Source organism: Idiomarina loihiensis L2TR (assembly GCF_000008465.1).
GTDB classification, from domain to species: domain Bacteria; phylum Pseudomonadota; class Gammaproteobacteria; order Enterobacterales; family Alteromonadaceae; genus Idiomarina; species Idiomarina loihiensis.
Map to the genome: position 1 here is coordinate 2,680,337 of NC_006512.1, position 26,233 is coordinate 2,706,569.

The following is a 26,233-nucleotide window of genomic DNA, read 5'->3' on the forward strand; positions in this document are numbered from 1 at the left end:
CATGAAATTATCTTCTGTACTTACTACCAGCCTGGCTGTGCTGACCTTATTTGCCAGCACCAGCAGTGAAGCTCACCGCGTCTGGATTAAACCCAGCGCCACCGTTGTTTCCGGCGATTCCGAATGGGTGACTTTTGATGCCGCTATCGCCAATGGCATTTTTTATCCAGATCACTACCCGCTTAGCCTGGATTACGTAAAAGCCATGGCACCAGATGGCTCCGATGTGACTCTGGAGAATGGTCATAAAGGCAAATACCGCTCGGTATTTGATATTGAACTGGAAAAAGAAGGCACTTATACCATTTATTCAGCCAGTTCAGGGTTATCTGCACGCTGGGTAGATGACGAAGGTGAACGCCAATACTGGCCGCCACGTGGTGCGCAAAAAACCAATGAAGACTTCTACAAAGAAGTTCCTCAGGACGCTAAAGAATTAGAAGTTAGTGAGCGCTCACGTCGTGTTGAAACCTTTGTTACCTCTGGTGCACCAACTTATGACACTCTGGGTCCAACAGGTAAAGGTCTGGAACTTGAACCAGTGACCCACCCGAACGATTTATACACTGGTGAAAACATTACCTTTAAGTTCAATATTGATGGTGCCGCAGCAGCGAGAACTGAAATTTTCTTGGTAAAAGGCGGTGAGCGTTATCGTGACCAGGCACAACCAACCAAGTTAACAACCGATGAGAAAGGCGAAGTCACCTTCACTCTGGATGAACCAGGCATGTACTGGTTAGAAGCAGAATACGCTGACGACAACGGCGAAGCCCCGGCTACCAAACGCCAGGGCTCTTACGTTGCCGTATTAGAAGTGTTGCCTATGTAGCCTGGCTACTGAAAACGAACCACTCCCAGAGTGTTGGCGTCAGTACCGAACCAAATGGAATCGGTCGCTTCATCATAGAACATATGACGAACAGTACCGCCGCCACTCTCCAGCTCAATTGGCTCTGAAAACTCGTGGGTTTCGGTATCGAAGCCCACCAGCCGGTTTGGCTGCACACCAGTTTCTACAAACCAGACGTCATTACGTTTATCCACCGCCATACCATAAGGCCGTGAATTTTCTTCAGCTGGTGCCCGCCAGTCTTTATTCTCACCGCTAGCCGGGTCGTAGCTACCCACGTAACCTTTATTATAATCGACATACCAGATGGTACCGTCGTCAGTCATACCAAGCCTGCGTGGCCTATTGTCTTTCCGTTCAAGCTCAATTCCCCGCAGCTTTCCGCTTTCAACAGTCGCCAGCTTATTGGTACCAAAGAGCGTCGCCCAGGGTTTGTCGTTCTCGACAATTAAACCGTAAGGCCGGGCCGAATCCGTGGGCACATCCCAAAGTTCTATTTCACCGTCATCTGTTTCCAGAAAGCCTATTTGGTTACCGCCCTGCACCGTAAACCAAATATTGCCATCGCTAGTGAAGTCCATGGTGTGGCTGTCGCGCGTTCCATCTCCGGGTAATTCAAACTTTTTAATGTCGCCTGAAACCGGATCAATTAAGCCAATATGGTTCATAAGATTGCCGGTGTACCAAGCGCCACGATCATCGACAATAACAGTATGCGGACCCGATCCATCGGGTAGATCGTAGCGTTTAAACTCTTCGGTTTCGGGGTTAAATGTTGCCGCGTAATCACTTCCCTGACCCACGAACCAGACCGTATTATTGTGCACCCAGGGGTCACGAGGCCGGGAATCCTCCCAGGGAACCTGCCACTCCTGAATTTCCGCTTTAGCCAGTCCACTGTCTTTGTGGTCATCGCTGTTAGCCGGCGCACTGCTTATTCCCGCCAGACCAATAATTACCGCACTTGTTAAGCTTAAGTATTTCATTTTATGGCCTCCGTAAATAATCTTTTAGCCTGACATATCCAACTGATTTATCAGTATAGACGCTATTGCTTCAAACCCAACACTGTGCAATCTTCAACCTTTAAACACTAAACGGTACCTGTTACATGCTAGATCAATGGCTTATTGGAATAATCTTAGTCGCCATGTTGGTGCTTTTCGTCATAGATAAATGGCGTTACGACCTGGTTGCCATGATGGCGCTATTGTCCGCGGCTATTCTTGGTCTGGTTCCAACTGCCGAGGTGTTCAGTGGTTTTGGTAACGCTGCTGTCATCACTGTTGCGGCGGTATTGATTATTAGCCAGGCACTTTGGCGCTCTGGCGTTGTCGATGCACTGGCATCGGCTATGAAAAACATAGGCGATAAACGCTGGTTACAGATGATAGCCCTGACCTCAGTCACTACGATCTGCTCAGCTTTTATCAGCAATACAGGCACCATGGCGATAATGATACCAGTCGCCCTTCAACTCGCCCGCAGCAGTGGAAATAACCCCTCCAAAGTGTTAATGCCTATGGCCTTTGGCTCCTTACTGGGGGGCACTATTACTATGGTGGGTACGCCGCCGAACATTATTATTGCCGATATTCGTCGCGAGGCTATGGGTGAGTCTTTCGGTATTTTTGAATTTACTCCGGTTGGTCTCAGCATCGCCATCGCGGGCTTACTCTTTATGTGGCTGCTAAGTCACTGGTTGGTGCCAGAAAAAGCTGGGAAATCCAAATCGCAGTCACTTTACGATGTCAGTAGCTACCTGACCGAACTCTATGTACCTGAAGGCTCTAACTTTGTTGGTGAAACTCTCTATGAGCTGGAAAACCGTAGCGAAGAGGACTTTGTAATTGTTGCACTACAACGTGGCGAAAAGCGCTGGTCTGCACCGGCCCGATACTTGCGATTGAAACCTGAGGATGTATTAATAGTTGAAGCCAACGCGGAGACCATTCAGCAAGTTATTGACGGAACAGGGCTTGAGCTTAACGCCGAGGAAGAAATTGACGAGCGCTTTTTAAAATCCGACGACATTACCGTTATTGAAGGGATTGTCGGGCACGATTCACGCCTTATCGGCCGCTCGGCTGGCGACATAAAATTACGCAGCCGCTACGGTATTAATGTACTGGGCGTAGCCCGGGAAGGTCAGAAGTTGGGAACAAAACTGGCGAATATTCGCTTTAAGCCGGGTGATGTTTTATTACTGCAGGGCGACGCTGAAGTGCTTAATGACGTATTTCAGCGCTTTGGCTGCTTCCCTCTCGCTCAACGCAGCTTGCGACTGGGCTCACCAAAACAACTGATTCAGCCACTGGGGATATTCTCGGCAGCGATTCTGGCAGCAGCACTCGGCTTTATCTCAGTGCCGGTTGCGTTCTCTCTTGCGGCCGGCCTTATGGTTATTACCAATATTCTGCCTCTTCGGGAACTCTATGACGCCATAGACTGGCCTATTATTGTCTTGCTGGGAGCGACAATTCCACTGGGGTCTGCGCTGGAGCGCAGCGGTGCTGCCGATACCATTGCCAACGCGGTGCTTTATGTGAGTCAGGGGTCACCCGATTTTGTTGCCGTGGGCTTACTGCTAATAGTTACGATGCTGCTGTCGAACATAGTTAACAACGCCGCCGCGGCCGTATTGATGGCGCCTATTGGCATCAGTATGGCCAGCAGCTTCGGCGCCAGTATGGATCCGTTTTTAATGGCGGTTGCTATTGGTGCCGCTGTGCCTTTCTTAACCCCTATAGGCCACCAGTCGAATATATTGGTTATGGGCCCGGGGGGTTACAATTTTAGCGACTACTGGCGGCTTGGCCTACCGTTGTCCCTGCTGGTTTCGGCGGTTGCGCTGGTTATGATACTGCTGGTATGGCCGTTGTATTAATCGCTGATTTTATAAGGCAAATAGGTTTGCAGTGTTTTCAGGTGTTCGCGTAACGCACTGCGTTCATCCTGACAATACTGCTCAATGGCGTCGCTAAGAGGCGCCTCCATAAAACGGTAAAAGCCTTCGCGCAGAACAGGCTCAAAACCACGATGCAATTTGTGCTCACCCTGAGCGCCCGCGTCAAAATACTGTAGCCCGTGGTTTATGCAAAACTCAATTCCCTGATAATAACAGGCTTCAAAGTGCAGAAATTCAAGCTCTTCCCGGCAGCCCCAGTAGCGTCCGTACAGTGTGTCTTCTCCTTTAAAACACAAAGAAGCAGCCAGCATGTTGCCGTCTCTGTAGGCAGCAAAAACAACAATATAATCGGATAAATACTCAGCCCAGAGCTTAAAGGTAGCAGGGGTTAAATAGCCGCCATGCCCAGAACGTTTTAAATAAGTACGCTGGTAGAACAAAGTAAATTGCTGCCAAAACTCCGTAGTCAGCTCCTTACCTTGCAAGGTTCGCATCTGCACATTTTGTTCTGATATTTTCTGCCGCTCTTTACGAATCGTCTTACGCTTACGCGACACCAGAGCCTCTAAAAAGTCATCAAAACTGCCGTAGTTGCGGTTTTGCCAGAGAAACTGAATATCAAAACGCTGCCACCAGCCTTCGTCGGCTAAAGCACGGCTTAAGTCAGGTTCAACATACAAACTCTGCAAGTTACTGACGTCATGCTGCTTTAATAACTCAGACTCAATAATAGGCAGCATCTCGCCACGGTTAACGCCCTCGCTAATAGCCAGACGCGGTCCCTGACATGGTGTAAAAGGTATTGCGTTAATCAGCTTAGGGTAATATTGAAAACCATAGCGTTCAAAAGCTTCGGCGAATGCCCAGTCGAACAGATACTCACCATAGGAATGCGTTTTCTTAAACCACGGCATAGCCGCAACCATGGTGCCATTATCATCAAAAACGACAACATATTGCGGCAACCAGCCGCGCTGCAGCCCAAGACTGCCACCCTGCTCAAGCGCCAGCAGAAAGTCATAGCGAGTAAAGGGGTAATGGCGCCCGAACAGGCGATCCCAGTCGTTTTTAGCTACAGTGGTGATTGTTGCGTGAATAACTGCTCGCATGCGTTAGGCGCTTAAGAGCCCAAGCACACTGATGTCTTCATCCAACTGTGGCCAGTGAATACCCTGACCGTTACCCAACAATTGCCAATCCTTACGCTGCTCCTCGGTGGCACTTTCCAAGCGAGGGAACCAAACAATGGGCGCAGAAATTTTACGGCCATCAGCAAGCTCGACCTCAAGAGTTGCCTCGGTAACAGATACATTCACTGCAACAGGATGGCGATCAATTTCTAAAGTATTCATACCACGCCTCCAGTAGTTCTTCTCTATGCTGCACTACAATTTTATTGATGCGCCTAAGCTCAAACGATGAAAAACTGACAGAGCTACTCATTAAAACAGGTTTAAGCCAAAATTTGGCCAGCTTGTTGTCTCGCTGCACATGAATGTGAGGAGGTTCACCGCTTTCGTTACTATAAAAGAAAAAACGATAAGCACCAATCCTTAGTATTGTCGGCATGCTTTAGTTTCCGTACTTTAAAAGAAACTAAGCTTAGAAAAAAACCGACGATAGCGCGTTATGAAATAACCTAAAAGTGCGTAATCATCTGCCTACTCATTGTACCCACCACTAACTTTCGAAGCTAAAAGCCCGCACCCAGACATCGACTGTCAGCTGTAAAGAGCTGTGAGCCTCGGCACGTTCACGGCCCTCGGCACTGCTACGGTAGAGGTGTGGTGTCATGGTAAGTAGGTTTTGAACAGCCTGGTTATTATTCAGTTCAAATTGGAAAGTCACACGCTGCTCTGATGCTAAAGACCAGTATTCTGAGTTTACAGGCAGGTTATCTGACTTTGTTTTTATCTCAGAATAAATAATAGCTTTTAGCTCTTTTAGGTGATCACCTGCAGGGTCTACCATAATCAGCCGCCCGCCGGGCTTTAGAACCCGCTTAAATTCAGCTTCAACAGGAAAGCCAAACACGCACAAAATGGTATCGACACTGTTATCGTCCAGTGGAATAGAATTATTGGAAGCGACCATCCAGCTGAGGCGTTTATCGCGTTTTGCCGCAGCCTGCACTGCCCATTTTGAAATATCCAGAGCGGCCACGCTTAAATCAGTACCGTTTTGTACCGCCTGCTCAACCAGGTAACGTAGGTAGTAGCCTTCGCCGCAACCGGCATCGAGCACAGCCTGCTCACCCTGTGCTAACACAGTATCTGCCAGAACCTGCGCCAGTGGTTCATAATAACCCTGTTCCAGAAACTCCCTCCGTGCCTGCACCATAGCTTTGCTGTCGCCGGGGTCTTTAGAGCGCTTATTCTGCACCGGCAACAAATTCACGTAGCCCTGTTTAGCCACATCATAGCTATGACCATTTTCACAACGCCAGCTGCCATCCACCAACTGCAAAGGTGACTGCTCTATTGGGCAACGTAAGGCGGACATTTTTGTTATTGGCATACCATCTACTTTTACAACGCTATTTTGCGACCATCTTATTCTTCCTGGTCGCCTTCTGCCAGTACAACAAAAAACCACCACCGCTAAAAATTAACGATGGTGGTTTTGCTATAGCTAATACGTTAAATAATAACTACTGGCTTGTACTGACACCTAACTCACGCAATACGTTATCTGCGTGATCAACATACTGCATTTGCCACAGCATATAGCGAGTATCCACCTGAATAGAACGGGTGTTCTCCAGGTTGAAATCCCAATCGGAAATAATGGAATCCAGCGTGCCGTCAAAAGCTAGGCCGACGAACTCGCCTTTATGGTTCAGAACCGCAGAACCTGAATTACCACCGGTAATATCCAAAGTCGCCAGGTAGTTCACAGGTACAGAATTTAAATCCACTTTCTCATAAGGACCGAAGTCACCCGCTTCAATCGCCTTCAGTTGTTCTTCCGGCGCATTAAACTCCCCTTCACCAGTGGCTTTTTCTGTTACACCACGCAAGGTAGTAAAAGGTGCCCAGGCATTACCGTCTTCGGTACCATGGTCGCGGCCTGCAACGTTACCGTAAGTAATTCTCAGCGTGCTGTTCGCATCAGGGTACACCGCCTCTCCTTTACTTTGCATAAAGGCAATTTTTGCGCGCATGTAGTCAGCGTAGGCTTGCTGAATTTTACCGGAAAGCTCTTCGCTCTTTTTCTCATCTTCTAAATCGGAAGGATAAAGTGCGACAGCGGCTTTAACGAACGGATCTTCGCTTTGCTCAAACTGTTCCGGGTCAAATTCCAACAACGCCATACGGTTATCTCGGTCAAGTAAACTAGTGCTTTCATACCAACCATCAATTAACGCGCTTAACTCGTCGTTGCTCATGCCATCACGCAGACCCATAGCTTTATCGAAAGCGGCATCGCGCTCTGACTTAGGCTGTGCCATGTAGCTGCTCAGATTGTGCAGATCTAATGCCTTCTCAACCTTAGCGTCAAAATTTCTGTCCATACCGGCCAGGTATGACTGGAAGCGCGGAACATCACGCTCCTGATAACCAGCTTTGCGTTCGGCGTCTGGTTTGGTGCCTTCCTGAGCCAAACGGTGCACAGCGCGCGCAACAGAAAGCAAACGCGGCGTTGCATTATTTAGCTGGTAATCAGCACGACTTTTCTTATGGCGCTGCTGTAGCAACGTATCAATGGTATTAAGCCCATCGGCATACAACGCTTTTTTCGTGCGGTCGCTGTTTACCCACTCAGTCAGCTCTTTATGTTCCTGTTGCTTACGTTCCAGCAAGTCGCTGTTCGCAAAGCTGTCCAGCATACCCTGACGGTTTTTCAGGTAATTGTTCAGGCCGGCAACACGGCTGGCGTATTTGAGCTCCGCATCTTTATCGTCGGCTGTTTCCCGGGCAATAATGTCCAGTGAATCCTGAAACTGTTCAACTGTTTTAGGATAGCTCCATTCAAAGGTTTCTTTTACTTCAGACGGCAGCCGGTGGCGGTTCGTGCGGCCCGGATAACCCAGGGCCATAACAAAGTCACCTTCTTCCAGGCCTTCACTGGCTATCGTTAAGTGGTAATCCGGTTTATAAGGTACGTTGTCTTCACTGTAATCCGCTGATTCACCTTCCGGGCTGACATAAGCGCGTAAAAAGCTGTAGTCGCCAGTGTGACGTGGCCACATCCAGTTATCGGTGTCGCCGCCAAATTTGCCCACACCGCTTGCCGGTGCGTGGACTAAGCGAACATCCTTAATTTCCAGTTGCTTAATAAGGTAATACTCGAGGCTGCCGTAGTATGCAGCTACCGTGCAACGATGCCCTTCGTCCTCTTCACACTCTGCTACCAAAGCTTTCTGATTATCTTCTATTGCGTCCAGACGCGCTTTGCCCGTTAACTCGGTTACCTTGGCATCAATCACCTTATTAGTGACGTCATCGACCGCTTTGGTCACAAAAATGCGGCTGCCCGGTGCCGCAGGCACTTCTGCATCTAAACCCTTGGCTAAAAAGCCATTAGCGAGCAAGTCGTTCTCTGGTGTAGAGTTATGAGCAATGCTGTTGTAAGCGCAATGATGGTTCGTTGCTACTAAGCCTTCTGGTGACACAAACGAGGCCGAACATCCGCCCAGGCTAACAATGGCAGCAGCGGGGAACTCAGTTAATTTAGAAATATCATTAGGGTCAATAGTCAGACCTGCCGCCTTCAGCTTATCGGCAATTTCCGGTAACTGTTTGGGCATCCACATACCTTCGTCGGCTGCCGCAAAACAGCTGACTACAGACAAAGCAATCAATAACTTTTTCATAGTATCTCTTCTGTTAATTGTTAGGGAGGGAACAATAAACTCTGATAAAAGCTATAGTTATAGTCTTGCCGAAACTTGTCAATAATCAGACAAGTAATGTTACAAAATAACAGTGTCAAAATTTAGGCACAAAAAAGGCCGTGCAAAAGCACAGCCTCTTACAAGTAAAGCTTGCTGTTTTTACCAAGCGTATTTAACACTCAGTTCCACATTGCGCGGAGCACCGAAAAAGCCCTGATTATAAAAGTCGATGCTGGAATAGTACTTTTTATCAAACAGGTTGTTGACGTTAAAGCTCAGATCCCAGTTTTGGCTTAACTTATAGTTAGCCATGGCATTCACAACGGTATAGCTGTCCTGAATAAAGGTTTCGCCATTTGGGCCTATATTCGGGTTAGACGATATTTTGCTCTGCCAGTTGGCGTTCACACCGACTTTCAATGCATCTGTGGCAGTATAAAGTACGCTGGCTTTCACCATGTCTTCGGGTAAATAAGGCGCATAGTCTGAACCATCACGATCTTCCGACTCGTTGTGCGTATAACTGAAGAAAATATTCAGTGAATCGGTTGGCTTACCATTTAACTCAAACTCATAACCTTCACTCTCGGCACCATCGACTCCAATAGAAGGGCGAATAGTCGTACCTGGCAGGAAGTCCGCATTATTGGGGTCACTAATTGCAAGGTTATCTTCTTTCACTTTAAAGACGGCAACACTGGCTGTTAAAGCTTCATTAAAGAAGTCGCCTTTAACGCCCAATTCTGCGTTTGAACCTTCCACCGGACCGATGAGTTCATTGTCTGCATTTCGCGCGCTTTGAGGTTTAAAAATTTCCGTGTAGCTGGCATAGGTTGAAATAACGTCTGTGACATCATAAACCAGCCCGAAATAAGGGGTGTTAACGCCTGAGTTTTTATAATCGCTTGGCGACCACGGTGATTGTACAAAGGTATCGTAGGTTGTAATTCTATTGCCTAGAATAGCAGTTAAGTCATCCGTTAAACTCAATTGAGCTGCAGCGTATACCCCTTTTTGTTTATATGATTCATAAGTTCCATAAGCGGGAGTGTCGCTAAAGTTAATGGGATCGACTCCATTCCCCCAGTCAAACAAACTAGGAACGTCTATGGCGTCAGCACTGCTATAAGAAACGGAATCAACATTTTGTTCAGAACTCAAAGCACCAGCGGTTAATTGGTGCTCACGACCAAATAGCTCGAAAGGACCTGACGCCAAAAAGCGATATGACGTTTGCTCACGTTCAGCAACATAATGATTTGGTGAGGGTTGAAAGTCGGAATTTGGAGTCTTACCTGTCGTCTTATCGGGGAAGAATTCAAAGTACAGCAAATACCCGTCCATATCATCTTTACGACGCTCAACATCCAGTTGAATATCCCAGCCGTTATCAAAAGCATGCTCTAACTGAACGAATACACTAGTACTTTCTCTATCCCATCGATTCCAAGTCGATGCTGTCGTTGTACTAACTGGCAAATCATCAGCCTGCGTACCATCGTCATAAAACAGAGGCAGTGCGCCCCACATACTTCCTTTGGGGTTACGCTCGCTATAATCAGCACCCATGGTTAAACGCGTTTGTGTCGTTAAATCAGCAGTTACAACGGCATAGATTTGCGCGTTTTCTTTTTCGGACAAATTGACGTAACTGTCACCTTCTTCATAGGCAAGCGCAACACGTCCTTTTACGTTTCCATCCTCAGACAAAGTTTGAGAGTGATCAGCTTCTAATCTGTAATTACTCCACGAGCCAATCCCCAGGCTCGCATAACCACCATCTTCCGCTTTAGGGCGCTTACGAATAAGGTTAATGGCAGCAGAAGGTTCGCCGACACCGGTTAACAAACCCGTAGCGCCACGCACAATTTCAACGCGTTCAAAAATAACGGAGTCCGCCAATGCTTCACTAAAGAAGCTGTTGTACGCAATAGGCACACCGTCAAACTGGAAGTTGGTCACATCGCGGCCACGGGCACGGAAGAAAAATCGGTCAGTTTCGGCCTGTTGCGCCTGAATACCCGGTGCAAACTGCATCACATCGGCAACCGTATCGAGTGAGAAGCTGTCTATAAAGGTGCGGTCAATAATTGAAATCGACTGTGGAGTCTGACGCAGTGTTAGCGGCAGCCCTGTTGCAGTAGTCGCCTGATCTAAAGAACTGCCGGTAACCTTAATGTGTTCAAAAATCTTTTCCTGCGTTCCCGCTTTTTCTTTGTTTTCTTCAGCAGAAGCTTCGTTTTGTGCGGCTACAGCAGCGGAGCTTAACAGCGCGGATGCTACCGCTGTGGCTATGAAATTTCTGGCAAATGCCTTCATGAATCGCCTCCCTACCAAATCATTGTAAATGAGAATTGTTCGCAACACATTGTATTTGATAATTGTTCGTATTTACAATATCATTTCGGAAAATTTCTCGGGGGAGTTCGAATGACACAAAGGCAATGGTTTAAATTACATGGGTGGTGCTCGCTGCCAATATGGATCCTGTTTTGCTTTATCTGCATTACCGGTACCATCGCCGTATTCAGTCACGAGCTAACCTGGTTGTTCAACGAAAATGCGCGCGCGGTTAATCCCGAGAATTTGCCAGCTCAGCCAATTTCCGAGCTAGTTGCTACCGTTAAAGACCAGTTTCCAACGGCCAACGTTACGACGGTAATGACTTTTGAGCCTTATATTATTAACGCTGTCGTTTTCTCTGATGAAAACATCCCGATGGGCATTGCCTATGTAAACCAGTACACCGGCGAAATTCAGGAAGTTAATCAGGGCATCACTTTTATTAACTTTATGCGCTCACTGCATAGCTGGTTGCTATTCCCCTGGCAAGACGGCTACAGCGTTGGTTATTACCTGGTTTCGGCCATGTCCTTTGTCATGATTGGCGCTCTGGTTACCGGCCTGGTCATTTATAAAAGGTTCTGGCGCGCTTACTCGCAACCTAAAATTCGTGCCAAGCAAGGCAAAAAAACCCTTTTAACCGACTTACACAAGCACGGCGGCGCCTGGTCCATCTGGTTCCTCATTGTTATGAGTTTAACTGGCCTCTGGTACTTTACTCAGCAAGTGCTCTGGCACGCAGACATTGATATTGAAGAACACGCTCCGCTGGTTGAAGTATCTGACATTCCTATGGGAGAAAAAGCACAGGCTCCGGTGTCTTTTGAAGACGCTTTGCTTATAGCGGAGCAGCGCTTCCCTGATATCCGCCCCAGCTTCATTATGATGCCTGAGCATAACCGTGACATGTTCAAAATTATGGGCGGCGGCAACTTCATTTTCTACGACCAATACTCTTACCGGCTGGATATTAACCCGTGGAATGGTGAGATAGCGCGAGCCGTTTCGCCCGACAATATGAATACCGTGCAAACCATTCAGCATATTGTTGATCCGCTGCACTACGGCACTATTGGCGGTATCTGGACTAAAGCTATCTGGTTTATTTTTGGACTTATTTTGTCGGCCATGTCCATTACCGGATTTTTGATTTGGGGTTCTCGCACAGTGAAAGCGGCAAAAGCCAAACGCACACCGCTGCAAGAGTCGTTACAGAATGAAGGAGCTAACTAATGGCACGCCGTAAAAATACCTTCTGGAACCGAAATAAATTTAAGCTCAGTGGCTTAATTCTTATTCTGCCCTTTTACTTTTTATATGAGCAGTTGCAGCCACCTGAATTCCCTCCTGTCTGGGATGAAAAGGCCGCAGGCCCATTTAAAGTGGCCTTGCAACCAGCCAATAATGACGCGCCTTACGCACATCATGAAGACTGGGTAAAAGACTTTTCAGCGTACGTTAACGAAGGAAAAGTCAGAGATATTCGTCAGGGTTACGTGAACATTGGCGAGGAGCCAATTGCTATTGAAGAACTGCAACAAGATGATGTCGGCATTTTGCACGGCAGTGAGTTATTGCAGCACGTACATGCTATAGCGCCACAAAAACTCAATTCACAACAGCGCGTTTGGGTCACTTTGCAAACCTGGAATGGTGACGTTCATCAAGCTCATTGGGAACTTCCCGAAACTTGGGTGAAATAACACTTTAAACGCGAATCGTTTTCATTTAGAATTCCCGTCAATTTAGATCGCATCTAATATTCGAGGGGAATCATGAACATTCAAAAGACTGTATTGGCGGCTAGCATCCTGGCCGCTTTAGCTTCCACCAGCAGCTACGCACAAGAAGAAAAACAAGAGAAAACTCAAGAAGAGATGATGGAAACCATCAATGTCAGCTCTCGCGGACTTATCTCTTACGTTAGTGCCACCGGTTCCAAATCTGATACACCCATTATTGAAACGCCTTTATCGGTTTCGGTTCTTACCGAAGCTCGTATCCAGGACTTAGGCGCCGTTACTGTGCAGGACGCTATTGGTTATGTAGCGGGCTTATACAACGGTCCATTTGGTGTTGATACTCGCGGCGATTGGGCAAAAATTCGAGGTGTTAGTCCAGTTCAATACCTTGATGGCCTTAAATCTCTGTTTGGTAACTACAACAACGTTCGCGTTAATCCTTATTCCCTCGGTCAAATTGAAGTTCTGAAAGGACCTAGCTCTGTTCTTTACGGACAAGGTTCTACCGGCGGCATTATTAACTTAGTGAGTAAACGTCCGAAGGCAGAAACTGAAGGTCAGTTCTGGGCTCAATTGGGTAACTACTCCCGTAAGCAAGTTGCCGGCGATATTACTGGTGCATTGAACGATGATGCTTCATTAACCGGCCGCTTTGTTGGCTTATACCGCGACAGCGATACGCAAACCGATTACGTTCCGGATAACAGCCTGGTACTAAACCCGTCATTGAGCTGGCATGCCTCTGAAGACACAAAAATTACCTTAATTGGCAACATTCAGCGCAATGAGTCCGGCTCGAGCACGCAATTTTTCCCGTGGCAGGGAACCTTATTGCCGAACGAATTTGGCCAAATTGACAGCTCCACTTTTGTGTCAGAACCAGGTTTTGATAAATACGATACGGAACAAGACGCGCTAACAGCCATTGTTGAGCATGATATTAACTTGGACTGGCGCATAAAGTTTGCTGGCCGCTATAGCGACAGCAGCGCCGATTACAATACCATGTATGGATGGCCACCTGTTTTTGGTCCAGATGACCGCTCGGTTAGCCGAATATCGTCGTTATATCGTGCCAATGCCAGAACCTGGACCGGCGATGTTCAAATTCATGGAAACATTGTCAGCGGTGCAATTGAGCACGACGTGGTTTTTGGAGTCGACTATCAAGATGCGTACACGGATAACGATGCCGATAGAGATACTGTTACACGAACAAATCAACGAAACGCTCTAGATTTATATGATCCCATATACGGTCAGGCGACCGATCTACCGACAGAAGCAGATCTCGTTGACCTTCCTTCTCTCACCACTCATCAAATCGGAATTTACGTTCAGGACAACTTACGCATACATGATAAGTGGCTTATTTCTGCAGCGTTACGTCGTGACCGTGCAACTAATAACCCGGAAGATAGCCTGGCAACAGACCAATACGCAACAACCGGTCGCTTAGGTTTTATGTATCTGATGGACGGTGGTTTATCACCTTACCTCAGCTATAGCGAGTCATTTTCTCCGGTCATTGGCCGAAACGCCTACGACAACCCGTTCGTGCCTTTGGAAGGCAGGCAGTGGGAGGCCGGTATGAAGTTTCAGCCCCAGGGTACAGAACATTTATTTACGGCTTCAGCCTATCGCATTACCGAGAAAAACCGTAAAAACCCGAATAACGACGGCAGTGCACCATTTCCAGATCGCCAAATTCAGGTTGGAGAAGTTGAAATCGAAGGGGTAGAGCTGGAGGCTCAGCTGGCTTGGGACTCTCTTGATGTTTATGCCAGCTACGCGCACACCGATGCAGCTATAAGCGAAAGCAGCGAGCCAACTGAAGTCGGTAAGCCTTTATCCGCAACACCGGACCATCAAGCATCTATCTGGACCACGTACCGGCCAGATAATTGGAACGGCTTTAAGATTGGTGCCGGTGCGCGTTATGTCGGTAATACTTCCGACGGTTATGTAACCTTTAGTGGCAATCAGCTGCACTTAGAAACTCCGAGCTACACTGTCTTTGACGCTATGATCGGATACGACTGGGATAACTACAGTTTGAGCCTGGATGTGGACAACCTGACCGACAAAACCGTATTAACCTCGTGCTTGTCTCGTGGCGATTGTTTTTACGGACAGCAACGCACGATTATGGCGAACTTCCGTTATAACTTTTAAAGCTTACTGAGTGTAGGTTTCACGTGTAGCCCCGGGCGTCTCTCTTCCCAGCGTCCGGGGCTTTTTTTTAGGTGTCATTTATTCGTTGGTATAGTACTGAACGCCTATCTCTATGCGGTCACGGCCATTCTTCAGGCGCCAGCGGTTCATGTCTCGTAATGAGTAAACGCAGCCGCAATATTCCTGTTGGTAAAAACGTTCACGCTTGGAGATTTCTATCATACGCGCAGCGCCACCCTGCTTACGCCAGTTAAAGGTCCAGTAATGCAGACCCGGGTATGGTGCTACCGCACGCTTACCACAGTCGTTAATCTGGTCCATGTTTTTCCAGCGTGAAATACCTAAGCAACTGGTAATGGTGTCAAAACCGTTTTCGTGGGCATACAACGCTGTACGCTCAAAGCGCATATCAAAACATTCAGTGCAACGTTCACCGCGCTCCGGCTCCCACTCCAGGCCTTTAACCCGTTCGAACCAGTTTTTAGAGTCGTAATCGCAGTCAATAAAGTCCACACCCAGCTTCTCAGCAAAACGAATGTTCTCTTCTTTACGCAGTAGATACTCTTTTTCCGGATGAATATTCGGGTTATAGAAGAAAATGGTAAATTTAATGCCAGCTTCCGCCATGCGCTCCATAACCTCGCCTGAACACGGCGCGCAGCACGAATGCAGCAGCACGTGATCGGACCCCGTCGGAGTTTCCAAAACAATGGATTCTTTCTTGTTTCTAGCCATAACTCTCTCTTCGCGGCTGAAATTTGTGCGAATTATAACTCAAACAGGCGGGGGTGATCACGGTTTTGACAAGATTAAAATTTAGACTAAAATAGGTATATCCATTTTGGATATACAGGAAGACCAATGACTAAAACAAGCTTATTTAAAAGTAACAAAACTCAAGCTGTCCGATTACCCAAAGACGTTGCCTTTTCCGAAGACGTTAAAGAGGTGGAAGTTTTAGTCGTTGGTGAAAGCCGAATTATTACCCCGGCCAAAACAAGCTGGGCATCCTGGTTTACTGGTGAATCCGCAAGTGATGACTTTATGATTGAACGCGAGCAGCCCGAGGAGCAGGAGCGTGACCCGCTATGAACTTGCGTTATATGCTCGATACGAATATCTGCATCTATATTATGAAAAATAGGCCAACATATTTAGCCCCTATTTTTGATGAGCACTCGCGCGAGCTCTGCATCAGTTCAGTTACAGTAATGGAACTGCAATATGGTGTCGAAAACTCGCAGCAACGTACAACTAATGCCGACAAACTCGACAGCTTTTTGGCTCGTTTAAAAATATTAAATTACGATACTGACGCGGCTTATCACACAGCACTTATTCGTCACAAACTGAAACAGGAAGGCACACCAATTGGTTCCTATGATCAGATGATAGCTGGCCATGCCCGATGCCATGGACTCACGGTTGTTACCAATAACACCAAAGAATTTGAACGAGTTCCCGGACTTATTACCGAAAACTGGCTGCAACAACCACCGCAATCATCAATCAATGAGCCAACTCCGGCCTATCGTTGACTTAAGCAGGACGACTAACCCAGCAACTGCTTACTCAGCATGCCAATAATAAAGCCCAATACAGCTCCGAGTGAAGGCGTCCAGTGACGTCGCATTTTTGCTTGCGGGGCAATATCCTGAAATACTAAGTAAAGGATACCGCCGGCGGCGAAACTCATTATCATAGCCGTAATTGCCGGGGTGTCGCTCAACCATAAATAGCCCGAAATTGCTGCAAGAGGGCCGAAAAATGAGGCTGCAAACAGCCCGCCCAGTGCCATTTTTTTGGTGAGCCCTGCCGCCTTCAGTTCACGGTAGGCATTAAAGCCCTCGGGAAAGTTTTGGGCGCCAATAAACACGGCGAGTAAAATCCCAGTCTGCGGACTGACCGCAAAAACGGCCCCCAATGACAAAGCCTCGGGAACAAAGTCCATTAGCATGGCAAGAAATTGAGAGGCATTTCCGCCCTGTTTAGCCAACCACGCATCAATACAGCAAAAGACTATACCACCGCCCGCAAACAACAGGGTCAGCGACCAGGCATTCAGTTCTTTCATTCCCTCCGGAACCAGAGCAAAGGCGACCGCGGACACTAAAATGCCCCCACCAAAGGCGGTAATGCCATGAATAAACTCACGTTTCGTGGTAGTTCTTGGCGTGCCTTCGTAACGGGCAAATACACCACCTAAAAAGGCAGAAAGCCCCGCTCCCCAGGCCAGTAACAGCATCATGTAAACATTCATAACTAAACCTTATCAAATACAGAGCCGGTGTCTGGGCTGAACAGTTTACTGTAAAGCTTGGTCGCGTAGTTGTCCGTCATGCCCGAAATATAGTCGCAAATAACGCGCTTGGGGTTTTCTGCGTTTTTATACTTTTGCAAAGTAGAGCCAGGCAGCAGTTGCTCAGGGTTTTCGCTCAGTACCTGAAACAGCTTCAAGATCATCATCTGGCCTTTGTACTCCAAAACCTGCACCGAAGAGCTCCGAATAACATGCTTAAACACAAAGTCCTTCAACACTTGCAGAGTATGTTCAATATGCTCCGGAAGGCTCGCCTGCAGATCCAGCCAGGGAGATTCAAACAGGTTCTGTTCTGCAACTTCGATGGCATCGACAAAATGCCCGACAAGCTTACTAATTGCGTGCTTACGCGCACGGCTTTGGCCTGAAAAAAGCGCCTCGGTATAAAACCGCTCTTCCAGCATAATAACGCTGTTGTCGTCCAAAACAGCGAGTACGTCTTCGCGCCACTGCTTTTCAGTTACCAGGTTCAGTGCCAGCGAGTCTTCCAAATCGTGCACGCCGTACGATATGTCGTCGGCCAGCTCCATAATGGAGGTATCAAAAGCTTTGTACTGTGCTTTGGTTTTACCCTCTTTCATTTTAGTGGAGCGAAAGGTCGCTTTGTCGTTGGGAATCAGCGGTTCCAGTATCCAATCCAGCACATCCTGTTCGTCGTCATGAATGGATTTAGGCGGTTTAAAAGCACTTAAGTGGTCTTCGGCAGATAGTGAGCAAGTACTAACTTCGCTATGCAAAACCGGATATTTAAGCACACCGAGTAAAGTGCGTCGGGTTAAATCCAAACCATCGTGGTCGGAATACTCACCCAGCTTTGAAATAATACGCAGCGTCTGACCGTTACCTTCAAAACCACCGTTGCTGTGCATGTGGTAGTTCAGTGCCACTTCGCCACCATGCCCGAACGGAGGGTGACCAATATCATGCGCCAGACAAATAGCTTCAATTTGAAAGTAAGACGGAATATGCGTCGAAATAGCATCGTTCTCTGCATACTTTTGCTTTAACTTCTCACAAATGCCCGAACCAATCTGTGCCACTTCCATAGAGTGGGTTAAGCGCGTACGGTAAAAGTCACTCTCGCCCACACCCAACACCTGAGTTTTTGCCTGCAAGCGGCGAAACGCCGACGAATGAATAATACGCGCCCTGTCACGCTGGGCATCGCTGTCCGGCGTAGCGGCATTAAAGGTCGTGGTTTTTCCTGAGCGGCGTTTAAGCATAGCAAAATGTCTTCGTTTGTTTTTTCAGTTACTCACAGCAAAACAAATTTTTGCGGGTTTGCCCAGTTTTAATACCGCCAATGTAAGACATTTATATCAATGCCCTACCAATTGATAGTTTAAGAACTCAAATTTAGTATAAATACACCAACTTGACGCACAACACTGTTGTGCATAGAATAAATGCAAAGTGATCAGTAAACCATGGCCGTTACATTCAGGGACGATTGGCTAGAACGATTCTACGAAGATGATATCAGCCACAAGAAAATACCGAAGATCATCAAAGGAGCGCTCTTCAGGAAGCTCGAAATTTTGGATGCTGCAACGCAGGAGTCAGATTTAAGGGTTCCCCCAGGTAATCGCTTCGAATATTTAAAAGGAAAACTTTCGGGGTATTGTTCTATCCGGGTTAACAAACAGTATCGACTTATTTTCCACTGGGAAGACGGTATCGCCCAAGATACATACCTGGATCCACACGTTTACCAAAGTTAAAAAGGATAATTATGAGAGATACAAAACGTCGCCCGGTATCCGTTGGCCAGATGCTAATAACCGAGTTTCTTGAACCGATGAACATTGAAATAAAAGAGCTCGCTGATGCTATGAGAGTACACAGAAACACGCTCAGCCGAATTGTTCATGACAAAGGAGCCTTGACCGCACCTATGGCTATTAAATTAGCTGCCGCTTTGGGTAACACCCCGGAGTTCTGGTTGAACATTCAGCACGCCGTCGAAATCTGGGACGTACGCCACCGGGCATACGAACAAGAAGCTGAAAACGTAAAGCGCTTGAAACCTCACGCTAAGCCTTATCAGCAGGCTTGAGGGATCGGCGGCTTTAAAACCTCAATAAACCCGCTGCTTCTGTTGTTCGTAATTAAGTGTCATAGCGGCTTTCGCTAGTTCAATTTTACATTCTGGAATATCGCGTAGCTTTTCCTGACGGAAATATTCAAGCAGGTGGCATAAATGCCAAAGTGACGGGTTGCCCTCATGCACCGGTAGAGGAAACGTTTCCAATTCCTGATCCCGTACTTTTCTCAGATATTGCCGGCTCATATTGAGTTGCTCGCCAGCGTCTGACAAGCCAACCAAATCCGGACCTATTTCAACCAGCTTAGCCTGAGGGATTACTTTTCGAATATCAGATAACGCAGAGCGAATTGCCTCTGTTGCATTACTTGATTCACGTACAAAATTTAACGCCAATCGACCCGCAACTCCCACGCCAATAATTGCATCATCACATCCGCCGGCAAAAATCTGGCTGCTAAGATCATCGGTTTTCAAGTCTTTAGGGATGACAAACTTCAACGTAAAGTCATATTCATTCATTGTCGTCATCTCCTTTAATCATCTCAGTAACAGAAGAATAGAGCTCAACCCTATGGTTGTCAATTGACAACCATAAGTTTAATGGCACACCTCTTGCTGTTTCTTATCCAAAAGCACCGTTAACGCATAAATAATGCGCTAAACAGGCAAGCTTTTGCCACCCGGCAGGCAACTTTTGGTATGGAGGAATCATGAACATTAACTCATTAATCAACAGCGTAAGCCAGTCAACACCTGCAATGACTAAGAGTGAAACGAATCAAGAACCACTTGATAACAAGGCTGAACAGAAAAAAACACAAGAAGAGAAAGAGACATTAATAGACAAAGCTTATCGCAGCATGCTGCTGAACCGCATGGGTGTTGATACCGAAAAGCTCGAAGAAATTGAGCAGAAAATAGAAGAGCTGGAAAGTAAAGAAAACCTGAACAAAGAAGAAAAGGACAAACTTGAAAGCTTAATGTCAGCCCGAGACCAGCTTTTTGAAGATGCTATGCGCCGCCAGGCTGAAGGCGGCAATGACGGTAAACAACCCGTTAGTCCTGGCGATATTCAAAAAATTATAACCGAGGACTTTAACCCACGGGACATATCACCTAACGACATGAGTAAGCTTGCAAATCAGTTGTTTGAGGCCGGTGCAATTAGCTCGCAGCAACGCAATCGCATAGATTTTCACACGGCTAAAACCGATCAGCAAAACACCTTAATGTCAGAACCAGAGCAAATTGACCCGGATGAACCCATGAACTTTGTGAAGCATTGGCAGGATCGCGTCAAAGCCAACGAACACTTCGACGCGTCACCACAGGAAAAGGCGTTAGCCCAGGGTGTATTGGACGTTTTGCGGCAAGTCTAATACCGATTACGGAATTTTTCTGCCATTATTCCTAGGGGTAGCATAACCGCACTGCTCCATGCTTTGTTGTGAGCAGGAGGATCAAGAATTATCATAAGCAAATAGCAGTTGGGCGTCATAGCTGCCGGACAATAGACTAAGTGCGTATCACTTTTCTTAGCAAACTGAATGCAATGCAAAGGCCAAGGCTCATCGGGATCTTGTAGATGCAAATGCATTACTTCATTGTCACGAAGAACCGGGAAGGTATCTGGATGATCATAGCGTTCATCGCGCCCGAACAGGTCAGGCACGCCCTCGCCACTTTTATAGCGCTTAAAGTCTTTTACTAATGCATCCAGTTCAATATCAGTTAATTGCTGACGAATCTGTTTGCTCTTAAAAACCCGAATCACTCTTCAAAGTCATCCAGATCAGACTTTTTCGCTTCAGCTAAAAGCTTCTCTGCTTCGGCACTAATAGCCTTTAGCCGCGCTGTCGTCGGCCTAAAAAGGGACTCTACTTTAGGGTTACAGGCTTCCAACTGGCGTACCATAGCTTCAAATAACTCAGCACCTACCATGTAACCAGCGGTTTTATTGTGGGAAAGTACCGCCACAGGCTCAGCTTCAAAATACTGGCAGGGGTGTTTGCGCACGTCACTGGCAGATACCGTTTTTTCAGCCAATATAGTTTGTGTGTTCATACTCTACCTCACCACTTTTACATCTATTGACTAAATTATAGCCATAAAACATACGCAATTACAAACAAAATAATATACATAAATATGTACAATTTAATTTTCTGTCTGTTTTTTCAAATCACTATTCTGCACTTCAATTTCACTGATGTACTTTGACTGATGCTCGCGTGCGAACTGCACAGCTTTATTCGAGGCCTTTAGCGCACTCTCGTTGTTGTCATTCATTGCATAAACCGTTGCCAGGCTGTCCCATAAAACTTCGGACTTGTCGAATACCTCAACGCCTTTCTCCAGAATAGTCTGCCCCCAGTCAACTTGGCCTTCATAGGCAGCCTTTAAGCCATACACGTTGTATTGCTGCACCGACATAGGAAAGTCGTAACCCACCGTCTTTTCGTAATCAGCATAAAACGCCTGCAACTGCTCCAGCGACTTAATTTCGATGTTTGGCACCGCGTTAAACCCACGAAAAACGGATTTAAGCCCTTCGACATTACCAATTAGTGCCGTGCTGTCATGGGTTTCGTTGGGGAACTGCTTTAACTCCCAGTTAAAAGCCGATTCCGGCTTCGCTTCCAGCACCTTCAATAAACGCTCATAGCTCTCGGCCATTTCATTAGGCTCATTCGCCATACTGACAAACCAACGTACCGCCGGCTTTTCTGCCTCTTGCTCTGCCGCTTTTATGTCATTGATAAGCGCAAAGTCATCCCACCAAAGGCTTGGGCTGACCGATATTGCGGCATTGATAAAATCCGAATGGTGAGTCGCCAGATAACTGGTGTAGAGCCCCGACAGCGAGTGCCCAGTAACCACCGTATAAGGCGACACTCTGTACTTTTTCTGCAACGCTGGCATAAGCTCATCTTGCAAAAACTGGGTGTACTGCTCAGCACCGCCAGAACGGTCAGCGTAGGCTTCCATTTTTGTGTGAGTAAAACGCTTTAAGCGGTTCTTCGCACTGACCCCGACAACAATCATTTCCGGCACAATAGAAAACGTACTTAAAAAATTAACGTTACCCGCTATGTGCTCAAACTGCGTTGAGCCGTCCATAACCAGCAGCACCGGATACTGAAAGCTGTCTGAATGCTCATAGCTTTCCGGCAACGCAACCCGCGCCGTTATCCCTTCATCAAGGAGCTTAGACTTCATAGTGAAGATTTCGGACGCGTGCGCGATTGTTGCAAAAATACAGGACAAAAACAGAGCTACAACTTTTAAATACAGGTGCATGGAGCCTTTAAGTTATTGGTTTGCAGTTACATGATAAAACTATTCAGAGGCCACTACAATTGAAGATAATGCTCTACGGCGTTAGGTTAACTATGCTTAATCATTAAACATAACACAGAGCTACTATTAAATGGCAGATGTTCATAATACCGAACAACGGCGTAAAAATATGCGAGCCATAAAGTCCAGGGATACGTCGATTGAAATTCAGGTTCGAAGAATACTTTGGCACGCGGGTTATCGATACCGCCTGAATGTGAAAGCTCTCCCCGGAAAGCCCGATATCTACCTACCTAAATACCGCGCCGTAATTCAAATCAACGGGTGCCTTTGGCATGGGCATAACTGTCCACAATTCGTGCTTCCAAAAACGCGAACAGAGTTTTGGAGAAATAAGATTAAAGATAACGTGAGACGCGACTTGAAAAGTGTCGCTGCTTTACATGATAAAGGGCTGCGGCTGCTTGTAATTTGGGAGTGCGCTCTTCAGGGTAAAGCACGTTTAGATAACCGCTACACTTATAACCTTTTGAATAGGTGGCTTTCATCGACAGAACTGTTGGCTAATATTGATAAACAAGGCCTTTCTTCGACGACACTATACGAGTTTAAGTCTCAAATAAATCCGTCTTTAACAGAATCCTAGTTAGCTGTTTATATTACTTTTTTAGCAGCCGAGCAGGCAACTCTTAATGCAGTGGCGTTCCAATGATCTTATCAATTAGCCCTAAGAAGAAGTTTATCCGAGAATTCGAAAAATAATTTTAGAAAATGGCTAAAAGGGAGGAGACATCCCCATGATATATACTCAACGAAACTGTGAATAGTTCTCCTCAATGTATAAGAACCTCCTTTGACCTAAAAGCTAATTTTTAAAGCTAAAATACGGTTGACTAACGCACTCAATGAGTGCATTATTCCGGTAGATCAAACTGGAAATCACATGTCAAATATAGAACTTAAACAGCTTCGCGAACGACTTTGTCTGACTCAGTCGCAAGCAGCGTCGTTGGTTCACTCCAGCGTTCGTGCTTGGCAACAATGGGAGTCAGGCGAGAGACAAATGCACCCAGCGATTCGGGAACTGTTCACTATCAAAACCAAAACATATCAGCGAGAGAGTCGAACTATGTCATTTGCCAAGCCAAGTGTTACTTTTAGGGATTTGAAAAAAAATTATCAAGAACTAGCCGAGTCGACTCATAGATCTGAACAGGCGAATGCAAAAGACTCCAGTATAAAGTTTATCGATTTGTTTGCCGGTGTGGGCGGGATCAGGTTGGCTTTTGAAAAAGCTGGCGCAGCTTGTGTGTTTTCATCGGAAATAGATACGCATGCACAGCTTACTTATTTTACTAATCATGGAACGGTTCCTTATGGTGATATTACCAAGATTGACGCTGACTCAATTCCTTCACATGATATCCTGTGTGCTGGCTTTCCATGCCAACCTTTTAGCCATATCGGCAGAAGGGAGGGATTTAAGCACCCTACTCAAGGAACTATGTTCCATGAAATTGTTAGGATTGCTGAGAAAAAGCGGCCAAGAGTTTTATTTCTAGAAAACGTGCCGGGAATTGTGAATCATGACAATGGGAATACTCTAAAAGTAATCCTCGACACGCTCACAGAGCTTGGGTATGAATGCAACCACACCATTCTGAATGCCAGTGATTTTGGAGTACCTCAGAATCGTAAACGATTTTACCTTGTGGCATTTGACGGTAAGGACTGCGGCTTTTCCTTCCCCCAACCACCAATGATAAAGGCAGATATCGGAACACTTTTGGAAAAAGGAGCTGAAGGCTATTCAATTTCTGAACACCTGCAGAAAACTTACTTATTCAAAAAGGATGATGGCCGTCCGATTTTGATTGACAGAAATACGAAAGGCCCTATGAGGACATTGGTATCTAGTTACCATAAAATTCAGCGCCTAACGGGTACATTCGTTAAAGATGGTGAAACAGGTATTCGTCTACTCACAGCGTACGAATGTAAAAAAGCCATGGGCTTTCCTGATGACTTCAAGTTCCCTGTCTCGCGTACTCAAATGTACAGACAGATGGGCAACTCCGTAGTTATTACAGTGATTGATGCTATTGCTGAAAAGATACTTGAGACCCTTTCTCATAAAAAGAGCCCTACGGAGAAAAAATCTGAACGCGACATGCCCGAATCTAATCTTGAGGTAGCGATATAGGCATTTTGAGCTGAATTCTCTGGCCTCGACGCTTTGAGGGGTATGTCCAAGAAAAAGGCGCCCCTCTTCCTTTTCCTATAGCTGCTTTGAGCTCTTCAATGTAACTTTTAGCTGACTGCATTTTACACGCGCCAGAGTCAGCATTTCTCGTCAAAATAAAGTTGGCAAGTTGTATTTTCTCATCTATTAAATAATCAGCGTCATGTTGTCCCGTAACAGCCCACTGAATGATTTTTTCCATATAGGGGTTGAGTACTTCATCCGTATCTAAAACAAGCCCCTTTTCCGAGGTTAGAGAGTTAAACTCTTTCCACGAGCCCGCCTCCTGAAATATTTCTACTAGATTCCGAAAGTCACTATCATCGGGGGCAATTACCCTTACAAAGTCTTTAGCTTGATAATCGTGGCAGCTAACACGAGTTGCGATTGTATTCTTAACGCTAATATTCGCTATGTGAAATTCTTTAGGTGATAAATAGACTCTTAAGTGAATATCAGTTTTCGGGCTGCCACCATTCTTTAGTTTAGTAATTGTATCTGTGGCTTCCAGTAGCTGAATGTGCTGCTTTTCTATTGGCAACTCAGAGACAACTGAATCTAAAACAGTATCATATTCAAAACATGCTTTCTCATTCGCCTGGTAAGCTGACAGATTATTTGGCTCATTAAGCTCTTCAACGAGGAATCGCTCGAATTTATTACCCGATTTACCATAATAACTGCCAGTTTTTTCCTCTACTTGAGCTAGTTCATCAGAAAAAGAACGTTGGTATAATGCTAGCGGCGGATGGAGTTCACTTTCGCCAGTTTCTTCAGCCTCATCCATGAGATCCTCGACTTCAGAACAATAATTAGCGAAAAACTCATTCAGCTCTGAAAATGTTAACCAGTGAGTAGCTGGTGAGAAAAAGTAGCCATCCTGGACTTTTTTGCGTGTTGATATGAAAGTTGTATTTTCTTCTTCTCCATCTGGAAACAACAGGATTGAAGCTACGATATCGCCAGAAAATGAGGAGAACTGTTGAATTCCAAGAAAGTCGTAGAATGGGATTTTTGCTCGATCTGAGCGATAAGAATTACTGGCACGAATCAATATAAATTTGCTGTCTACTGTTTTAACAACAAAGTCACATTTAAACTGCTTATCGTAGCCATAGCCTTGATGTGAATGACTTACTTCAACCTCAAAACCGAGAATTAACTCATCCTTTTGTAAAGCTTCTAATAGCTCTCCAACCTTATCCTTTACTTCTTTACCAGTCCGAGCTTTTTCGCCATTGCTTATTATTTGTGCGCTATCCATAATTCAATATCTCCTGATAAGTCGGCTAGCTAATTTAATGCAGCTACCAGATACTCTAAAGTTACTCTTTCTATTGTGCTTCTTGGTATAAATAACTTGTCTCTTTTCAAGACTATCAGAGTTCTAAAGAAAGTATATCATCGACCATAAGATGCGATAGATTCGCCATACTTTCATCATTGCTTCTGACTTTTAAAATAAA

General features: G+C 46.1%; 27 protein-coding genes. 12 read left to right on the top strand and 15 right to left on the bottom strand.

Translation table 11 applies throughout. The annotated features are described in order from the left end of the window. The first annotated feature begins 1 nt into the window (after position 1). Positions 2–832: a DUF4198 domain-containing protein gene (locus tag IL_RS12830; RefSeq protein ID WP_011235727.1), complete on the top strand. Its 831-nt coding sequence runs from the start codon at positions 2–4 to the stop codon at positions 830–832. A 5-nt stretch (positions 833–837) separates the two neighbouring features. Here IL_RS12830 and IL_RS12835 read toward each other — a convergent pair whose 3' ends face one another. Then, a complete protein-coding gene (locus IL_RS12835) occupies positions 838–1,839 on the bottom strand; it encodes a Vgb family protein (RefSeq protein WP_011235728.1) in 1,002 nt (333 codons plus the stop codon). A gap of 125 nt (positions 1,840–1,964) precedes the next feature. On the opposite strand from IL_RS12835, the gene IL_RS12840 reads away from it, so the two are divergent. Next, the gene (locus IL_RS12840) at positions 1,965–3,740 is read left to right on the top strand and encodes an SLC13 family permease (protein ID WP_011235729.1); all 1,776 of its coding nucleotides are present in this window, start codon (positions 1,965–1,967) and stop codon (positions 3,738–3,740) included. On the opposite strand, the gene IL_RS12845 is transcribed toward IL_RS12840, so the two are convergent. The 6 genes from IL_RS12845 to IL_RS12870 all read right to left on the bottom strand — a co-directional run bounded on the left by IL_RS12845 (position 3,737) and on the right by IL_RS12870 (position 10,917). Further along, positions 3,737–4,870: a GNAT family N-acetyltransferase gene (locus IL_RS12845; protein WP_011235730.1), complete on the bottom strand. Its 1,134-nt coding sequence runs from the start codon at positions 4,868–4,870 to the stop codon at positions 3,737–3,739. The genes IL_RS12840 and IL_RS12845 overlap by 4 nt on opposite strands. A 3-nt stretch (positions 4,871–4,873) precedes the next feature. After that, on the bottom strand, positions 4,874–5,113 hold the full coding sequence (locus IL_RS12850; protein ID WP_011235731.1) for a DUF2442 domain-containing protein: 240 nt from the start codon (positions 5,111–5,113) through the stop codon (positions 4,874–4,876). Then, on the bottom strand, positions 5,094–5,330 hold the full coding sequence (locus IL_RS12855) for a DUF4160 domain-containing protein (RefSeq protein ID WP_011235732.1): 237 nt from the start codon (positions 5,328–5,330) through the stop codon (positions 5,094–5,096). The genes IL_RS12850 and IL_RS12855 overlap by 20 nt, the downstream gene beginning before the upstream one ends. A gap of 111 nt (positions 5,331–5,441) precedes the next feature. Further along, on the bottom strand, positions 5,442–6,278 hold the full coding sequence (locus IL_RS12860; protein WP_011235733.1) for a putative RNA methyltransferase: 837 nt from the start codon (positions 6,276–6,278) through the stop codon (positions 5,442–5,444). A 133-nt stretch (positions 6,279–6,411) separates the two neighbouring features. Next, on the bottom strand, positions 6,412–8,577 hold the full coding sequence (locus IL_RS12865) for a S46 family peptidase (RefSeq protein WP_011235734.1): 2,166 nt from the start codon (positions 8,575–8,577) through the stop codon (positions 6,412–6,414). A gap of 180 nt (positions 8,578–8,757) precedes the next feature. Further along, positions 8,758–10,917: a TonB-dependent siderophore receptor gene (locus IL_RS12870; RefSeq protein ID WP_011235735.1), complete on the bottom strand. Its 2,160-nt coding sequence runs from the start codon at positions 10,915–10,917 to the stop codon at positions 8,758–8,760. Positions 10,918–11,028: 111 nt separating this feature from the next. Here IL_RS12870 and IL_RS12875 point away from each other — a divergent pair, with 111 nt between their 5' ends. The 3 genes from IL_RS12875 to IL_RS12885 all read left to right on the top strand — a co-directional run bounded on the left by IL_RS12875 (position 11,029) and on the right by IL_RS12885 (position 14,858). Beyond that, positions 11,029–12,174 (top strand): PepSY-associated TM helix domain-containing protein, encoded by a 1,146-nt coding sequence (locus IL_RS12875; protein ID WP_011235736.1) that lies wholly within the window; start codon positions 11,029–11,031, stop codon positions 12,172–12,174. Beyond that, the gene (locus IL_RS12880) at positions 12,174–12,644 is read left to right on the top strand and encodes a hypothetical protein (protein WP_011235737.1); all 471 of its coding nucleotides are present in this window, start codon (positions 12,174–12,176) and stop codon (positions 12,642–12,644) included. The genes IL_RS12875 and IL_RS12880 overlap by 1 nt, the downstream gene beginning before the upstream one ends. 72 nt (positions 12,645–12,716) lie before the next feature. Further along, positions 12,717–14,858 (top strand): TonB-dependent siderophore receptor, encoded by a 2,142-nt coding sequence (locus IL_RS12885; RefSeq protein ID WP_011235738.1) that lies wholly within the window; start codon positions 12,717–12,719, stop codon positions 14,856–14,858. 78 nt (positions 14,859–14,936) lie between these two features. Here IL_RS12885 and IL_RS12890 read toward each other — a convergent pair whose 3' ends face one another. Further along, complete coding sequence (locus tag IL_RS12890) at positions 14,937–15,593, bottom strand: epoxyqueuosine reductase QueH (RefSeq protein ID WP_011235739.1); 657 nt, start codon at positions 15,591–15,593, stop codon at positions 14,937–14,939. Positions 15,594–15,719: 126 nt separating this feature from the next. Here IL_RS12890 and vapB point away from each other — a divergent pair, with 126 nt between their 5' ends. Both vapB and vapC read left to right on the top strand, forming a co-directional pair. Then, the gene (vapB, locus tag IL_RS12895) at positions 15,720–15,950 is read left to right on the top strand and encodes a type II toxin-antitoxin system VapB family antitoxin (protein WP_011235740.1); all 231 of its coding nucleotides are present in this window, start codon (positions 15,720–15,722) and stop codon (positions 15,948–15,950) included. Then, positions 15,947–16,396: a type II toxin-antitoxin system tRNA(fMet)-specific endonuclease VapC gene (gene vapC, locus IL_RS12900; protein WP_011235741.1), complete on the top strand. Its 450-nt coding sequence runs from the start codon at positions 15,947–15,949 to the stop codon at positions 16,394–16,396. The genes vapB and vapC overlap by 4 nt, the downstream gene beginning before the upstream one ends. 14 nt (positions 16,397–16,410) lie before the next feature. Here vapC and IL_RS12905 read toward each other — a convergent pair whose 3' ends face one another. Continuing rightward, positions 16,411–17,118, bottom strand: coding sequence for a ZIP family metal transporter (locus IL_RS12905; protein ID WP_011235742.1), 708 nt, complete (start codon positions 17,116–17,118; stop codon positions 16,411–16,413). 2 nt (positions 17,119–17,120) lie between these two features. Continuing rightward, positions 17,121–18,401, bottom strand: coding sequence for an anti-phage deoxyguanosine triphosphatase (locus IL_RS12910; RefSeq protein ID WP_011235743.1), 1,281 nt, complete (start codon positions 18,399–18,401; stop codon positions 17,121–17,123). 204 nt (positions 18,402–18,605) lie between these two features. Between IL_RS12910 and IL_RS12915 the strand changes: the two genes are divergently transcribed. Both IL_RS12915 and IL_RS12920 read left to right on the top strand, forming a co-directional pair. Then, positions 18,606–18,899 (top strand): type II toxin-antitoxin system RelE/ParE family toxin, encoded by a 294-nt coding sequence (locus IL_RS12915; protein WP_011235744.1) that lies wholly within the window; start codon positions 18,606–18,608, stop codon positions 18,897–18,899. Positions 18,900–18,910: 11 nt separating this feature from the next. Then, a complete protein-coding gene (locus tag IL_RS12920) occupies positions 18,911–19,234 on the top strand; it encodes a HigA family addiction module antitoxin (RefSeq protein WP_011235745.1) in 324 nt (107 codons plus the stop codon). A 21-nt stretch (positions 19,235–19,255) separates the two neighbouring features. Here IL_RS12920 and IL_RS12925 read toward each other — a convergent pair whose 3' ends face one another. Further along, entirely contained in the window at positions 19,256–19,744 is a 489-nt protein-coding gene (locus IL_RS12925; protein ID WP_011235746.1) for a hypothetical protein, read from the bottom strand. Between the two features lie 191 nt (positions 19,745–19,935). Here IL_RS12925 and IL_RS12930 point away from each other — a divergent pair, with 191 nt between their 5' ends. Beyond that, complete coding sequence (locus tag IL_RS12930) at positions 19,936–20,604, top strand: hypothetical protein (RefSeq protein ID WP_011235747.1); 669 nt, start codon at positions 19,936–19,938, stop codon at positions 20,602–20,604. On the opposite strand, the gene IL_RS12935 is transcribed toward IL_RS12930, so the two are convergent. The 3 genes from IL_RS12935 to IL_RS12945 all read right to left on the bottom strand — a co-directional run bounded on the left by IL_RS12935 (position 20,601) and on the right by IL_RS12945 (position 22,444). Then, the gene (locus IL_RS12935; RefSeq protein WP_011235748.1) at positions 20,601–20,999 is read right to left on the bottom strand and encodes a type II toxin-antitoxin system YafO family toxin; all 399 of its coding nucleotides are present in this window, start codon (positions 20,997–20,999) and stop codon (positions 20,601–20,603) included. The two genes, IL_RS12930 and IL_RS12935, sit on opposite strands and share 4 nt — an antisense overlap. After that, positions 20,996–21,289 (bottom strand): type I toxin-antitoxin system antitoxin YafN, encoded by a 294-nt coding sequence (gene yafN, locus IL_RS12940; RefSeq protein ID WP_011235749.1) that lies wholly within the window; start codon positions 21,287–21,289, stop codon positions 20,996–20,998. Before yafN ends, IL_RS12935 begins: the two co-directional genes overlap by 4 nt. 93 nt (positions 21,290–21,382) lie before the next feature. Next, positions 21,383–22,444: an alpha/beta hydrolase gene (locus IL_RS12945; RefSeq protein ID WP_231378598.1), complete on the bottom strand. Its 1,062-nt coding sequence runs from the start codon at positions 22,442–22,444 to the stop codon at positions 21,383–21,385. Between the two features lie 211 nt (positions 22,445–22,655). Here IL_RS12945 and IL_RS12950 point away from each other — a divergent pair, with 211 nt between their 5' ends. Beyond that, positions 22,656–23,171, top strand: a complete 516-nt coding sequence (locus IL_RS12950; RefSeq protein WP_011235751.1) for a very short patch repair endonuclease — start codon at positions 22,656–22,658, stop codon at positions 23,169–23,171. 297 nt (positions 23,172–23,468) lie between these two features. Continuing rightward, the gene (gene dcm / locus IL_RS12955) at positions 23,469–24,728 is read left to right on the top strand and encodes a DNA (cytosine-5-)-methyltransferase (RefSeq protein ID WP_011235752.1); all 1,260 of its coding nucleotides are present in this window, start codon (positions 23,469–23,471) and stop codon (positions 24,726–24,728) included. Here the strand turns inward: dcm and IL_RS12960 are convergent. Beyond that, complete coding sequence (locus IL_RS12960; protein WP_011235753.1) at positions 24,706–26,031, bottom strand: MspI family type II restriction endonuclease; 1,326 nt, start codon at positions 26,029–26,031, stop codon at positions 24,706–24,708. The two genes, dcm and IL_RS12960, sit on opposite strands and share 23 nt — an antisense overlap. Positions 26,032–26,233 lie beyond the last annotated feature (202 nt).

What these genes read in the sequence shown, in the direction of transcription:
- IL_RS12830 (WP_011235727.1), top strand. Translation starts at nt 2, where the DNA reads ATGAAATTATCTTCTGTACTTACTACCAGCCTGGCTGTGCTGACCTTA.
- IL_RS12835 (WP_011235728.1), bottom strand. Translation starts at nt 1,839, where the DNA reads ATGAAATACTTAAGCTTAACAAGTGCGGTAATTATTGGTCTGGCGGGA.
- IL_RS12840 (WP_011235729.1), top strand. Translation starts at nt 1,965, where the DNA reads ATGCTAGATCAATGGCTTATTGGAATAATCTTAGTCGCCATGTTGGTG.
- IL_RS12845 (WP_011235730.1), bottom strand. Translation starts at nt 4,870, where the DNA reads ATGCGAGCAGTTATTCACGCAACAATCACCACTGTAGCTAAAAACGAC.
- IL_RS12850 (WP_011235731.1), bottom strand. Translation starts at nt 5,113, where the DNA reads ATGAATACTTTAGAAATTGATCGCCATCCTGTTGCAGTGAATGTATCT.
- IL_RS12855 (WP_011235732.1), bottom strand. Translation starts at nt 5,330, where the DNA reads ATGCCGACAATACTAAGGATTGGTGCTTATCGTTTTTTCTTTTATAGT.
- IL_RS12860 (WP_011235733.1), bottom strand. Translation starts at nt 6,278, where the DNA reads ATGCCAATAACAAAAATGTCCGCCTTACGTTGCCCAATAGAGCAGTCA.
- IL_RS12865 (WP_011235734.1), bottom strand. Translation starts at nt 8,577, where the DNA reads ATGAAAAAGTTATTGATTGCTTTGTCTGTAGTCAGCTGTTTTGCGGCA.
- IL_RS12870 (WP_011235735.1), bottom strand. Translation starts at nt 10,917, where the DNA reads ATGAAGGCATTTGCCAGAAATTTCATAGCCACAGCGGTAGCATCCGCG.
- IL_RS12875 (WP_011235736.1), top strand. Translation starts at nt 11,029, where the DNA reads ATGACACAAAGGCAATGGTTTAAATTACATGGGTGGTGCTCGCTGCCA.
- IL_RS12880 (WP_011235737.1), top strand. Translation starts at nt 12,174, where the DNA reads ATGGCACGCCGTAAAAATACCTTCTGGAACCGAAATAAATTTAAGCTC.
- IL_RS12885 (WP_011235738.1), top strand. Translation starts at nt 12,717, where the DNA reads ATGAACATTCAAAAGACTGTATTGGCGGCTAGCATCCTGGCCGCTTTA.
- IL_RS12890 (WP_011235739.1), bottom strand. Translation starts at nt 15,593, where the DNA reads ATGGCTAGAAACAAGAAAGAATCCATTGTTTTGGAAACTCCGACGGGG.
- vapB (WP_011235740.1), top strand. Translation starts at nt 15,720, where the DNA reads ATGACTAAAACAAGCTTATTTAAAAGTAACAAAACTCAAGCTGTCCGA.
- vapC (WP_011235741.1), top strand. Translation starts at nt 15,947, where the DNA reads ATGAACTTGCGTTATATGCTCGATACGAATATCTGCATCTATATTATG.
- IL_RS12905 (WP_011235742.1), bottom strand. Translation starts at nt 17,118, where the DNA reads ATGAATGTTTACATGATGCTGTTACTGGCCTGGGGAGCGGGGCTTTCT.
- IL_RS12910 (WP_011235743.1), bottom strand. Translation starts at nt 18,401, where the DNA reads ATGCTTAAACGCCGCTCAGGAAAAACCACGACCTTTAATGCCGCTACG.
- IL_RS12915 (WP_011235744.1), top strand. Translation starts at nt 18,606, where the DNA reads ATGGCCGTTACATTCAGGGACGATTGGCTAGAACGATTCTACGAAGAT.
- IL_RS12920 (WP_011235745.1), top strand. Translation starts at nt 18,911, where the DNA reads ATGAGAGATACAAAACGTCGCCCGGTATCCGTTGGCCAGATGCTAATA.
- IL_RS12925 (WP_011235746.1), bottom strand. Translation starts at nt 19,744, where the DNA reads ATGAATGAATATGACTTTACGTTGAAGTTTGTCATCCCTAAAGACTTG.
- IL_RS12930 (WP_011235747.1), top strand. Translation starts at nt 19,936, where the DNA reads ATGAACATTAACTCATTAATCAACAGCGTAAGCCAGTCAACACCTGCA.
- yafN (WP_011235749.1), bottom strand. Translation starts at nt 21,289, where the DNA reads ATGAACACACAAACTATATTGGCTGAAAAAACGGTATCTGCCAGTGAC.
- IL_RS12945 (WP_231378598.1), bottom strand. Translation starts at nt 22,444, where the DNA reads ATGAAGTCTAAGCTCCTTGATGAAGGGATAACGGCGCGGGTTGCGTTG.
- IL_RS12950 (WP_011235751.1), top strand. Translation starts at nt 22,656, where the DNA reads ATGGCAGATGTTCATAATACCGAACAACGGCGTAAAAATATGCGAGCC.
- dcm (WP_011235752.1), top strand. Translation starts at nt 23,469, where the DNA reads ATGTCAAATATAGAACTTAAACAGCTTCGCGAACGACTTTGTCTGACT.
- IL_RS12960 (WP_011235753.1), bottom strand. Translation starts at nt 26,031, where the DNA reads ATGGATAGCGCACAAATAATAAGCAATGGCGAAAAAGCTCGGACTGGT.